This is a genomic window from Nocardia sp. NPDC049190, assembly GCF_040648115.1.
GTDB lineage: Bacteria > Actinomycetota > Actinomycetes > Mycobacteriales > Mycobacteriaceae > Nocardia.
Map to the genome: position 1 here is coordinate 121,532 of NZ_JBEZDE010000003.1, position 12,179 is coordinate 133,710.

11 protein-coding genes are annotated in these 12,179 nt (G+C 66.8%); 3 read left to right on the forward strand and 8 right to left on the reverse strand.

Annotation, left to right across the window (positions count from 1 at the left end; all coding sequences use genetic code 11):
• Positions 1-70: 70 nt before the first annotated feature.
• From galK to AB0B25_RS04230, 3 genes are all read left to right on the forward strand, one after another.
• A complete protein-coding gene (gene galK / locus AB0B25_RS04220; RefSeq protein WP_357174441.1) occupies positions 71-1,201 on the forward strand; it encodes a galactokinase in 1,131 nt (376 codons plus the stop codon).
• A gap of 257 nt (positions 1,202-1,458) precedes the next feature.
• Positions 1,459-3,156: a sodium:solute symporter family protein gene (locus tag AB0B25_RS04225; protein ID WP_357174971.1), complete on the forward strand. Its 1,698-nt coding sequence runs from the start codon at positions 1,459-1,461 to the stop codon at positions 3,154-3,156.
• Positions 3,157-3,168: 12 nt separating this feature from the next.
• Positions 3,169-3,426: a hypothetical protein gene (locus tag AB0B25_RS04230; RefSeq protein WP_357174444.1), complete on the forward strand. Its 258-nt coding sequence runs from the start codon at positions 3,169-3,171 to the stop codon at positions 3,424-3,426.
• Positions 3,427-3,636: 210 nt separating this feature from the next.
• Here the strand turns inward: AB0B25_RS04230 and AB0B25_RS04235 are convergent, their stop codons facing one another.
• The 8 genes from AB0B25_RS04235 to AB0B25_RS04270 form a co-directional block, all read right to left on the reverse strand.
• Positions 3,637-4,098 (reverse strand): SRPBCC family protein, encoded by a 462-nt coding sequence (locus tag AB0B25_RS04235; RefSeq protein WP_357174447.1) that lies wholly within the window; start codon positions 4,096-4,098, stop codon positions 3,637-3,639.
• A 294-nt stretch (positions 4,099-4,392) separates the two neighbouring features.
• On the reverse strand, positions 4,393-5,856 hold the full coding sequence (locus AB0B25_RS04240; RefSeq protein ID WP_357174450.1) for a PepSY domain-containing protein: 1,464 nt from the start codon (positions 5,854-5,856) through the stop codon (positions 4,393-4,395).
• A gap of 331 nt (positions 5,857-6,187) precedes the next feature.
• Positions 6,188-6,751 carry a hypothetical protein gene (locus AB0B25_RS04245; protein WP_357174453.1) on the reverse strand — a complete coding sequence of 188 codons (564 nt, stop codon included), beginning with the start codon at positions 6,749-6,751 and terminating at the stop codon, positions 6,188-6,190.
• A 49-nt stretch (positions 6,752-6,800) separates the two neighbouring features.
• A complete protein-coding gene (locus tag AB0B25_RS04250; protein WP_357174455.1) occupies positions 6,801-6,938 on the reverse strand; it encodes a hypothetical protein in 138 nt (45 codons plus the stop codon).
• A gap of 32 nt (positions 6,939-6,970) precedes the next feature.
• Positions 6,971-8,629 carry an acyl-CoA synthetase gene (locus AB0B25_RS04255; RefSeq protein ID WP_357174457.1) on the reverse strand — a complete coding sequence of 553 codons (1,659 nt, stop codon included), beginning with the start codon at positions 8,627-8,629 and terminating at the stop codon, positions 6,971-6,973.
• 174 nt (positions 8,630-8,803) lie between these two features.
• A complete protein-coding gene (locus AB0B25_RS04260) occupies positions 8,804-10,429 on the reverse strand; it encodes an acyl-CoA synthetase (protein WP_357174460.1) in 1,626 nt (541 codons plus the stop codon).
• Positions 10,430-10,627: 198 nt separating this feature from the next.
• Positions 10,628-11,128 carry a winged helix-turn-helix domain-containing protein gene (locus AB0B25_RS04265; RefSeq protein WP_357174463.1) on the reverse strand — a complete coding sequence of 167 codons (501 nt, stop codon included), beginning with the start codon at positions 11,126-11,128 and terminating at the stop codon, positions 10,628-10,630.
• A 94-nt stretch (positions 11,129-11,222) separates the two neighbouring features.
• Positions 11,223-11,855, reverse strand: a complete 633-nt coding sequence (locus tag AB0B25_RS04270; protein WP_357174466.1) for a hypothetical protein — start codon at positions 11,853-11,855, stop codon at positions 11,223-11,225.
• Positions 11,856-12,179: the final 324 nt, after the last annotated feature.

Consider the following 12,179-nt stretch of genomic DNA (forward strand, 5'->3'; position numbering starts at 1 on the left):
GTCGCGACCGATCCTCGTGTGACCGGTCTCGTAACCTGACATGTGAGACGACGACAGCGAGGAACCAGGGTTGCGGACATGGGTGGCACCGGGGCGGGTCAACATCATCGGTGAGCACACCGATTACAACGAGGGCTTCGTCCTGCCGATCGCGTTGCCGCTGGTGGTGCGGTGCGCCGCCGCGGCGCGCGCGGACGGGCAGGCGCGGGTCGTTTCGCGGCAGCGCCCCGGCGAGCCGGTGCTCGTCGCGGTGTCCGAACTCGCCGCGCAGCGGGAGCGGGTGCCCGGGTGGTCGCGTTATCCGCTCGGTGTGATCGCCGGGCTCGTGCAGGGTGGCCATCGGATCCCCGGCGTGGACCTCGTCCTGGACGGCGCGGTGCCGATCGGCGCCGGGCTGTCGTCCTCGGCGGCGCTGTCGTGTGCGGTGGCGATCGCGCTGCGGGATCTGTTCGCGCCCAGCTTGACCGACCGAGCGTTGATCGATCTGGCCCGTGCCGCGGAGAACGACTATGTCGGCGTGCCGACCGGGCTGCTGGACCAGTCGGCGTCGATGCTCTGCACGGCCGGACACGCGCTGTTTTTGGACGTGCGTGCTCTCGCCGCCGATCCGTTGTCCGCGGCGCGCGGTGTCGCGTACGAGCAGATTCCGTTCGACCTGGATCGCTTCGGTCTCGAGCTGCTGGTGATCGACACCGGGCAGCCGCACGAACTGGTCCACAGCGGCTACGCCGAGCGGCGTGCCCACTGTGCCAGGGCGGCCACGGAACTGGGCGTCGCCGCCCTGCGCGATGTGGCGTCCACGGCCGTTCTCGACCGGATCCGCGACGACGTGACGCGACGCAGGGCCCGGCACGTGGTGACCGAGAACGCCAGGGTGCTCGCGGTTGCCAAAAAATTGCGAGGGGGTGCCGATCCCCGCGAGGTCGGCCCGATCCTGACCGCGGGCCACGTGTCACTGCGCGATGATTTCGAGGTCTCCACACCGGCTCTGGACGCCGCGGTCGCCGCCGCGCTCACCGCGGGGGCATACGGCGCGCGCATGGTCGGCGCGGGGTTCGGCGGGAGTGCGATCGCTCTGGTGGACCGCGAGCGGACCGCGGCCGTGGTGGCGGCCGCGCGGAAACACCTCGCTGCCGCGGGCTTCGCCGATCCGCGTACGTTCGTGGTGGTTCCCTCGGCGGGTGCGCACGCTGTCGGCTGAGCGAGTAGCCAGGTTTATCAGTGATTGTGCCTCGCGGGTGCGCCACTATCACCCACAGTAGGTATCAGTCGACGCCATTCGGCGGGTGACGAGGAAGTCGCGCGCCGCGCACAGCAGTACGACGCACGGTCTCGCAACCGCGACGAGCTCGCTCGACGCCCCGTTTTGCCGCTAGGAGGGACGCTGTGCCACTTGCCGATTCACCCGTTCTGGCCTTCGCGCTCATCGCCGCCGACGCGCGCCCGGTCGCCGCGACCATCCATGTCGACGCCGCAGCCACGCTGCGGCTGGACGCGGGAGCTGTCGACTATGCGCTGGTCGCCCTGTATTTCGTGTTCGTGCTCGGCATCGGCCTGCTGGCGAGGCAGCGCGTGTCCTCGAGCATCGACTTCTTCCTGTCCGGGCGGTCGCTGCCCGCCTGGGTGACCGGTCTGGCCTTCATCTCCGCGAACCTCGGCGCGGTGGAGATCATGGGCATGTCCGCCAATGGCGCCCAGTACGGTTTCCCGACCTTCCACTACTTCTGGATCGGCGCGGTACCCGCCATGCTGTTCCTCGGCGTGGTGATGATGCCGTTCTACTACGGTTCCAAAGTGCGCAGCGTGCCGGAGTTCATGCGCAGGCGTTTCGGCACCGGCGCGCACCTGGTGAACGCGACGAGCTTCGCGATAGCGCAGATCCTGATCGCCGGGGTCAACCTGTATCTGCTCGGCTCCATCCTGAACGTGTTACTGGGATGGCCGCTGTGGGTGTCGGTGGTCGTGGCCGCCGCGATCGTGCTGTCCTACATCACTCTCGGCGGCCTGTCCGCGGCGATCTACAACGAGGTGCTGCAGCTGTTCGTCATTGTGGCCGCTCTGTTGCCGCTCACCCTGGTCGGCTTGCACAAGGCCGGCGGGTGGAATGGGTTCAAGGACAAGATCTCCGCGTCGCCGGGCGGTGCGACGCAGTTGCACTCGTGGCCGGGTAATGCGCTGAGCGGATTCGGCAACGATGTTCTCTCGGTGATCGGCATCGTGTTCGGTCTCGGGTTCGTGCTGTCGTTCGGGTACTGGACCACCAACTTCGTCGAGGTCCAGCGCGCCATGGCGACGCACTCCATCTCGGCCGCGCGGCGCACCCCGATCATCGGCGCCTACCCGAAGATGTTCATCCCGCTGATCGTGGTGATTCCAGGCATGATCAGCGCGGTGCTGGTGCCGCAGATGGCCGAGTACAAAGCGGCGAAGACGGCGGATCCGGACTTCGAGGGCGACACCACTTACAACCAAGCATTGTTGTACTTGATGAAGGACGTGCTGCCCAACGGCTTGCTCGGCGTGGGGCTCGCCGGTCTGCTCGCCGCGTTCATGGCCGGCATGGCGGCCAACATCTCCGCGTTCGACACGGTGTTCAGTTACGACCTGTGGCAGCAATACGTGCGACGCGACCAGTCCGATGGGTACTACCTTCGGGTGGGCAGGCTGGCCACCGTCGGTGCGACCGTCGCCGCGATCTTCACCGCGTTCATCGCTTCCGGATTCAGCAATATGATGGACTACCTGCAGACGCTGTTCAGCTTCTTCAACGCGCCGCTGTTCGCCACCTTCATCCTCGGTATGTTCTGGAAGCGGATGACCCCGACCGCGGGCTGGATGGGCCTGGTCTGCGGGACCGGTTCGGCGATCGTGGTGTTCCTTCTGCACGAGGCCACCGTGTTCGAACTGTCCGGCCAGGGTGCGAGTTTCGTCGCGGCCGGTGTCGCGTTCGTGGTCGACATCGTGGTGAGCGTCGCGGTCAGCAAGGTGACCGAGCCCAAACCGGCAGCCGATTTGATCGGGCTGGTGTATTCGGAGACGCCGAAGGATGTGCGGACCGATCCCGAAGCCGATGCGCTGCCGTGGTATCAGCGTCCGGTCCTGCTGGCCGGCATCGCCCTTGTGCTCGTGATCGCCCTCGATATCTTTGTCGGATAAGGAGCTGGGTCGATGCTTTTCGATATCCGTACCATCGTCGCCGCATTGCTCGGGTGTTATGCGGTCGTCCTCGTCGTCACCGGTCTGGTGCATGACACCGCCGCCGATGAGGCCAAGACCGGTGGCATCAATGTGAATATCTGGTCCGGGGCCGGCATGGGCGTGGTGGCGCTGGTCTTCCTGGCCTGGGCGTTGCTTCGTCCGGTCCAGGCGCCGCCCGAACCGCAGGCGTCCGCGCAGGACGCCACACCGGGATCCGATGACATCTGATCAATATGGTGAGCAGGTCCCCACCGCCTTCCGGATCGCCGTCGACGCCGTGGAGTCCCAAGACCAAGTGCTGAACGGGGGGTCCGAACTCATGTGCCACTGACATCGAAATGCCGACCACCGCCACCGTGGCGGCTGATCCAGTGGCGTGAACATCGTTGGCGCCCCCGAATATCCGGAGGCGCCGCTCGCTGTCGGGGTGAACGTGGGTCAGGCGCCCCGGCGGGGAATGTCGCCGTGCCAAGCGCCGGTTTCGTGGCCGTGGCTCTCGACGAAGTGCTTGAACCGCTGCATGTCGCCGTGCACCCGGTGCTTCAGGACGCCCAGCTTGTCGGCGGCGGTCTCCACGAAGCCGTCCGGATCGACGTCCATCTGGGCGGTCACTCTGGTGCGGGAGTCGTCGAGCCGGTGGAAGGTGATCACGCCCGCGTGGTTCGGTCCGCTGTCGGATTTCCACGCGATCCGTTCGTCGGGATGCTGTTCGGTGATCGTCGCGTCGAATTCGCGCATCGACGGGCCGACGTGGATGCGCCAGTGCGTGTGCCGGTCATCGAGTTGCTGCACTGCCTCGACGCCCTCCATGAACTGGGGAAACGACTCGAACTGGGTCCACTGGTTGTAGGCGGTGCGTACCGGGACTTCGACGTCCACCGTGGCGGCCAATGTGCTCACGGACAACCCCTTCCTTCGCCTGACCCAGCGGCCGGGCGTTGTTCGGTCGGCAATCGCTCCCCGTGGGAGGCGACTCAGGTCATGGGCCGCTTACCCGAGCAGATCGAAGACAAACAAGCCACAGCGTGGTCGGTGCCGGATTGCGACAGTGCCGAACCGGGCGATGCGACGACAGTGGGGGCGGGCTGAGCGTCGGACGACCGATGGCGCAACCTCCGAAGATCGGGAGCGCCACCGGTTGTCGCCGGTGACGTCCTCCTTCCAGGCCCCGCGACCGGCGGGTCGATGGAAGGTCTACGCGGTGGCGCGAACCCGCCCGACGACACCGATCAGGACGTCGACAGCGAGGAACGCGAGCAGACTGAGTCCGACCAACGGGATGAACCAGCCGACCACCAGCGCGCCACCGAGCACCGGCACGAGTAGCCACGGTGTGGTCTTGCGCCACGCGCCGCGCCGTGGCGCCCGGCCCAGCGGGAAGCCGCCTTCCCGGGTCGGCCGCCGGCGCCACCACAGCAGGTAACCGCGCACGATCACAGTGATCAGCCCGAGCATCGCCGCGAGCAGCAACAGCTGATTGAGCAGTCCGAACAGCAGGCCCATGTGGAACTGGATACCCCAGTTGGTGAGCTTGGCCATCAGCGGCCAGTCGGCGTAAGCCAGCCGGTCGGTGACCGTGCCCGACGCGCCGTCGACGGCGACCGCATCGACGGTATAGATGCCCGGCATCCGTCGTTCCTTCACCACGAACGCCGCACTCGGTGTGGCCGGGACGACGATTTCGGCGGCCTGGACGACACCGTTGGAGCGGGCGATCTCGGATACCCGATCCAGCTGGGCGATCCGGTCCGCCGGGTCGGCCGTGGCGGGCATCTCGTGTCCACCGTTGTGGTGATCACCCGGATCATGGCTGGGCGCAACGGTTCCCGGCAGCACGGTGCTGACCTCGGGTGTGGTCCAGCTGAACTGCTCGCGCAGTTCGGTAATGGTCGTGCCCGCGTAGGTCGACCAGCTCATGCCGGTCGCCGACAGCAGCACTGCCAGCGGAAGCACCCACATGCCGACCGCGCCGTGCCAGCTCAGTGTGCGGCCGCGCCCGCTCTGTGTTCGGTCCGGCGCGAACAACCAGCCCGCCGAGTTGTGGTTGCGGCGTCCGCGCACCCGGCGCACCCACACGACGAGACCGGCCAGCGTGACGATCCACAGCCAGGACGCGGCCAGTTCGCTGTAGATCCGGCCGGGTTCGCCCAGGTGCAGATCCCGGTGCAACCGATCGATCCACGTGCGCAGCGGCAGCGCCCCCGAGCTGCCGTAGACAACGGAATCGCCGACCGGCCGCGCGGTATACGGGTCGACGAACACCGCCCGCCGTTCGGATTCGCCCAGCGACGGATCGTCGAACAGCACACGGGTAGCGTCCTCGGCGCCCGCTGCCGGGGCGACGGCGACCAGAGGCAGATCCGGCCGGGTGGCGACGGCCGCGGTGACCTGTTCGGACAACGGCTTCGATGTTTCAGCCGCCGCAACCGTCAGCAGGTCACGGGACACGATCGACTCGAGGGTCGGCGCGATCGCATACAGCGCGCCGGTGACAACAGCGACGAGGATGAACGGTCCGACAAACACGCCTGCGTAGAAATGCAGCCGCACGGCCAGCGCGTAGAGCCCGTCGCTGGCCGAAGGTCGGGGTTGTGCCGAGATTTCGGCCGTCGGCTCAGGTGACTCGGCGGCGGGGGTGGTGACGTCTATTGTGCTCATGGGTGTTTCATTTCTGCGGGTCGGGGACCGGACCGGTCGAAGGCCTTGTCGACGATGTGGCCGACGGCGGCTCGACGGCATAGGACAGCGCGTGTGTCGGATGGCGAGGGGCCCTGCCGTGGCGGACAAGCCGCTCGGTGTCAGGACACGGCTGCGGCGGGTCTTCACGCAGCGTCGCGAGTCGTTACGGCACGAGACACGGATACCTCGCCATCCCTACATCACCGCGCGATGCCGGGCAGGTGCAGGTGTGGTCGGCGCTCGGTTGCACGGTGAAATGCCGTGACCGTGAGCGGAACTCACGCACGAATGTCGCCGTGCACCGGACAGATCAGATACGGGCCGGGCTCGGCGGACCGCGGGTGCACAGGGACTCGGCGGCGAAAACACGCAGGATTATGCGGTCACGATTGCCGATGCGCACTGGCGCCGGACCCATGACGACGGGCGCTATGCGGCGTATCGCGGTGACGCGAGCCAGCGCCGCGGTCCCGATCCGATACGCGGTCTCCACGCCGTGGATCACGACGGCGGCCACGACCGCCGCGATGAGATGGGCGGTGAGCATGATGGGGGTCAGCTGCGCATCGCCGTGCTGCGGGTGCCCGGAGCTGAATCCCATGGTGAGGTGACCGAGCAGTTGACCGATCACCAGCGCGGCGACCAGCCCGATCGCGGTGTCACGCAGCGCGGTGAGTCCGGCGACCATGGAGCAGACCACAGCGGAACCGGCGGTGAGCAATGCCAGCGCAGTGGCGTTCGGTGGCATGCCGCCCGACGCCCAACCATGTGCCGCAACGGAAACGGCCCCGGAGATCGCACCGGCCGAACCACCGCGCAATCGCGCGACGGCTCCGCGACGCTGCGCGGTAGGCCGGTCGAACTCGAAACTCACCCGCTGATGATAGCCGACGAATTGCGCGCGACTCACGCTATCGCTCGCCTCAGAAAGAGGCCGACACCTGCGGTTTCCAGCCGGAAAACGGAATAGCCCATGGCGGTTCGGCCAACGCCTCACCGGTATCCCGGGCCATGATCAGGAGCGGGATGTCAGCGGGTGTCGCGATGCGTGTGTCACGCACGCGCGACCGCGTGGCCACCCTGCGCGCGGCGATCAGCTCGCGTCGATTTCCTTCTCGATCAGCGCCTTGCGCAGCAGTTTTCCGGTCGCGTTGCGGGGGAGTTCGTCGAGGAAGATGACCTCGCGCGGCACTTTGTAGCGCGCTAGGTTGGCCTTGACGTAGTCCTTGATCTCCTGCGCGTCCCGACGGGAGTCCGGGCCGGGAACGACGAAGGCACGTAGTCGTTTGCCGAATTCGCGGTCGTCGACGCCGATTACCGCGGCCTCGAAGATGTCGTCGCGACCGGCGATGAGGTTCTCCACCTCGAGCGGGAAGACGTTCTCGCCGCCGGAGACGATCATGTCGTCGTCGCGGCCGTCGATGTAGAGCAGACCGTCGTCGTCGAAGTGCCCGACATCGCCGCTGGACATCATGCCGTCCACGATTTCCTTGGTACGGCCGTCGGTGTAACCGCTGAACGCGAAGCCGTTGTCCACGAAGATGGTTCCGGTGGTGTTCGGTTCGGTGATCGGCTTGCGATTCTCGTCCAGCAGGACGATCCGGATGCCGACCGGCGCGCGCCCTGCGGTGGTCGGTGCTGTGCGCAGTTCTTCCGGGGTCGCGACGGTCATGACGGCGCACTCGGTGGACCCGTAGAGGTTGTAGAGGCTGTCGTTGAAGTAGTCCAGCGCGCGGATCACGATGTCCGGCGCGATGGCCGAACCCGCCGCGAAGACCACCTCGATGGTGCTCGGGTCGTACCGGGCCAGTATCTCCGGCTCCAGGTCCAGCATGCGTTGCAGCATGGTCGGCACCAGGACCAACGAGTTCGCTCGGTAGGCGGTGATGTTCGCCAGCGTCTTCTCCGGATCGAAACGGCGCTGCTGGAAGACCACCCTGTTGCCGAGCGCGAGACCGAGGGTGAACTGAGACAGACCGGTGCCGTGGAAGATCGGCGCTGCCATGAGCATGGTGCCGTTGGTGGGCAGCGGCACCCGGTCGATGAATTGGGCCGAGGCGAACGGGCTCACCCGGTCGCGCGGTGCACCCTTGGGGGTGCCGGTGGTGCCGCTGGTCAGGACGACCAGGCCGCCAGGCTTGGCCGGCGCGGGCAGCGGCCCGGTGTGGCAGTCCGCGCCCAGCGACTCGATGGTCGGAATCGACGGGTCGGCGTGATCTTTCTCGTCCACCCAGGTGAGCACCCGCGGGATCTCGGACGGGATCGCACCCATCAGATCGAGGAATTCGCTGTCGTGCAGCACTGCCTTCACTTTTTCGCGCTCGGCCACATAGGCGAACTGTGGTTTCGCGAAGCCGGTGTTCATCAGTACGCTGCGCACGCCCAGCTTGCCGGCCGCCAGCAAGGTCAGCACCATGCCGCGGTGGTCGCGCGCCAGCACGGCGATCACGTCACCCGGTTCGAGGCCCAGGTTCGCGAGGCCGCGCGCAAGTGCGTTGGACTGCTCGTCGAGTTGGCCGAAGGTCAGTTCGCCGCGTTCGTCGACGATGGCGCCCGCGTCCGGCCTGGTCCGCGCGGAGTGCATCACGACACCGGCGAAAGGGCCGAACTTGAGCACGTCGAGTGCCGACCGGACGGCGCGATCCGGGCGCAAGGGGTCGAACATCCGCCGCTTGAGCATGACATTCACGCCGAGGGCGAAATCAACCGCCCTACGAGCGGTTCCGATCAACGCGGGGAAGGACGGAGACATCGACAACAACCTTCCAGCGGTCCCACCTCAAACCCCGTGCGATGGCGCGGACCGCAACTCTGAGATCCAATGCTGCCGCTAACAGTAGCAAGCACCCGTAACCGCGTGTGTCAGCTATCCAATCGAATAATACCCGCGAGTTATCGGCGGGTCATGCACATGGCCTGCCGGCGCTCAAGACCGAACGTCGTAGTCCACCAGTGCGCGGCGCAGTAGCTTGCCGGTCGCGTTGCGTGGGAGGTCGCCGAGAAGGATCACGTCGCGGGGCACTTTATAGCGGGCCAGGTTGCTCTTGACGTATGCCTTGATCTCCTCGCCGTCGGGCGTGCAGCCGGGCTTGGGAACAACGAACGCGCGCAGCCGCTTGCCGAACTCCGCGTCGTCCACACCGATCACCGCGACGTCGAAGATGTCGGGGCGCCGCAACAGCAGGTTCTCCACCTCCTGCGGGAAGACGTTCTCCCCGCCCGAGACGATCATGTCGTCGTCGCGGCCATCGATCATGAGCAGGCCGTGCTCATCGAAGTGACCGACGTCGCCACTGGACATGTAGCCGTCGATGATCGGCTTGTGCCTGCCGTCGGTGTAGCCCTCGAACGGCGCGCCGCTGCGGACGAAGATGCGCGCGGTCGTGTTGATCGCGCGGATCCGCCTGTCGTTGTCGTCGTAGAGCCGCACCTCGCAGGTGATCGGCGGCCGACCGACGGTCCCGGGCGTCAGCGCCAGATCCTCCGGTTCGGCCACCGCCGCGACCGCGCATTCGGTCGAACCGTAGAGGTTGTAGAGCACGGGCCCGAACATCTCGGTTGCCCGGATCGTGAGTTCAGGGGACAGTGCCGACCCAGCGAGCAGGATCACCTTCAGCGACGACGTGTCGTACTTCGCGCGAATCGCCGGATCGAGTTCGACCATCCGGTGCAGCATGGTCGGCACCGCCACCAGCATGTCGGCCCTGTTGTCGGCGACCATCTTCAGTGTCGCCTCGGCGTCGAAGCGGCGGCGCACCACCACCTTGTTGGCGAGGGCCGCGCCGACCAGCCAGGCGGCCAGGCCGGTGCTGTGGAACAGCGGCGACACGATCACCTGGGTACCGCCCTGCGGGAACGGGATTCGATCGACCATCTGTGCGGTGGACAGTGGGGAGATCTTGTTGCGCTGAGCGCCCTTGGGCAAACCGGTGGTGCCGCTGGTCAGGATGACGAAGCCACCGGGCGCGTTCGGCGTAGGAAGCGGTTCGGCCGAGTTCGCGGCGACCAGGTCGGCCAGTGTGCGCGCGCCCAGGGGTAGTTCGGTGCCCTCGTCGAGCCAAGTGAGGAACCGCGGCAGGTCCGCGGGCAGCGCGTGGAGTAGGCCGAGGAACTCACTGTCGTGTAGCACCGCCTTGACCTTCTCACGCTCGCACACCTCAGCGAACTGCGCTGGGGCGAACCCGGTGTTCATCAGTGCCATCCGCACGCCGAGCTTGCCTGCGGCCGCCATGGACAAGATCAGCCCGCGGTGGTCGCGTGCCAGCACGCCGATTACCATGCCGGGGGTTATTCCCGCAGTCAGGAGCCCGCGGGCGATTGCGGTCGACTGTTGGTCCAGTTCCAGGTAGGTCAACGTGCCTGCCTCGTCGACGATGCCCGGAGCGTGCGGCCGCACCCGCGCGGAGTGCCGGATCAGCCCTGCCGCTGGGCCCAAGGTTCGCGATTCCTTGATTGTTCGCAGCAACTCCAGTGGTTTACGGAAATTGCTGATTCCGCGGGCTCGCAGGACTCCTAGCGCCTTCAGCGCCTCCAGCGTGTGTGCGACGTTCATGCCGGAAACCTCCAAACCCTCGCGCTGGTGCTCGACCTAGCGGACTGGTAGGGATGTCGACTACTCACCGTAGCAGTGCGGAGTGTGACAGGTCACTGGAAAATCGGACAAATAGGGCTTACTTCTGCTGGATCTGCTGCGGACGGGCGGGTAACGGTGTGCTCCACCAGACATCTCTCCGACTGAACGGGATCCGGGTCAGCGACGGGCGCTGGCCAGCGCGACGAGCAGCGGAACCACCCTGGTTTCGGGCACCTCGAAGCGCCCACGGCCCGCGGTGTGCAGCCAACCCACCGCGGCCAGTTGGCGCAGGTGGTGGTAGATCTGTCCGGACGTGCCGACGCCATCCACCTCGGCGAGTTCGGCGGCGGTCCTTCGCCCACCCATGATCTCGCGCAGCAGGCGCAGCCGCACCGGACTGCCCAAGGCGGCAAGGCATTCGGCGGTCTCGGCCCAGTCGTCCTCGATGAGGTCTCCAGTGGTGAACCCGGCCTGCCAGTCGCGCCGTTGATCGTTCGGCAGCCGCACCGATCCGGCGAAGACAACACCGCCGTCGGGCTCATCGGCGTTCGCGAACTCTTCCTGCAGGCGGGCCACCGCCCAACGGTCGGTATCCGCCGTTCCGGTCTCCGGCTGCCGCGCACCCTCCAAGGCGCTGAGTCGCCGCTCCAACGCGGCAACCCGCTCTTCCAGACTCACGATCCACAAGCTACGGAACTACGGAATCCCCGACAAGCCGACCACGCTCCGGCCCGGACGGTCGAGGCCGGAGCATCGGTCAGCTGTCGATCGGTCAGTTGTACACGGTCCCGAACGACGGAACCGAGATCGTGGCCAGCTTGTAGGCGTAGCCGTCCGGGTTGGCGTCGCTGACAGCAACCGGCCAACGATGCCACAGCGTTCCGTAGACCGCGGCGACGATCATGCCCGCGCCGGTGTCCACCGGACGCGTGCGGATGGTGGTGTCCGCCGGAACGTCGTTGTGCTCGGTGAGCACCGCGGTGCCACTGCGTCCGTTGGACAGGTTGATCCACAGCGCCTCGAGTTTGGCGCCGGTCTGATTCGGTGAGATCGTGCCCGGCCCGCCGAAGAACCCGAACTGGAATCCGTCCAGGCCGAGGGCGATGCCGGACCCGTACACGCCGGGCGAGCCGGCGCGCCCGATATCCGACTGCGCTGGAAACTGGAACGGCTGAGCGGGCAGAGCCAATTCCCGGGCCCCCGCGATCGGTCCGCTGGCGCTCAGCTGGTCCATCGCCTGCTCCGCCGCGGGGTTCCCGGCCGCGGCCGATCGCAACTTCTGCACGGCGATCCCCCAATCCACCGTGCCGGGGTCCGCGTCGACATTTCCGGCGAACATCGCGGTGAGCACCGCCGAAGCGGCGAAAGCGATAGCGAGGCGACGCGTCAAACTCAGTCGTGGCATAACCAGTTCTCCTCGAAGTGTCTGGTACAGCTCTGGCGGAATTCGTCCGCTGAATCAGTCATCCAGCGACCTAGGGCGATACGGTGCCCGTTCGGGCCGCCCCTGTCCAGGCTGATCGCCGATTTTCGTCATCGTGTCGCCCCGCGCACCGACGTATCGGTGGGGTCATCCAGGACGGGAAGGTGCGGATTCGCGGCAGGATCCGCGGGAGAAGAACCCTCAGTCGCCAGGAAGCCCCCAGGCGAAGCCTGCGGCAATCGCAAAGCAACTCAGCACGGCGATGACGACGATGATCCACATGGGTGCGAAGGCTACGGAGCGTTC

What these genes read in the sequence shown, in the direction of transcription:
- AB0B25_RS04255 (WP_357174457.1), bottom strand. Translation starts at nt 8,629, where the DNA reads ATGTCTCCGTCCTTCCCCGCGTTGATCGGAACCGCTCGTAGGGCGGTT.
- AB0B25_RS04240 (WP_357174450.1), bottom strand. Translation starts at nt 5,856, where the DNA reads ATGAGCACAATAGACGTCACCACCCCCGCCGCCGAGTCACCTGAGCCG.
- AB0B25_RS04260 (WP_357174460.1), bottom strand. Translation starts at nt 10,429, where the DNA reads ATGAACGTCGCACACACGCTGGAGGCGCTGAAGGCGCTAGGAGTCCTG.
- AB0B25_RS04230 (WP_357174444.1), top strand. Translation starts at nt 3,169, where the DNA reads ATGCTTTTCGATATCCGTACCATCGTCGCCGCATTGCTCGGGTGTTAT.
- AB0B25_RS04270 (WP_357174466.1), bottom strand. Translation starts at nt 11,855, where the DNA reads ATGCCACGACTGAGTTTGACGCGTCGCCTCGCTATCGCTTTCGCCGCT.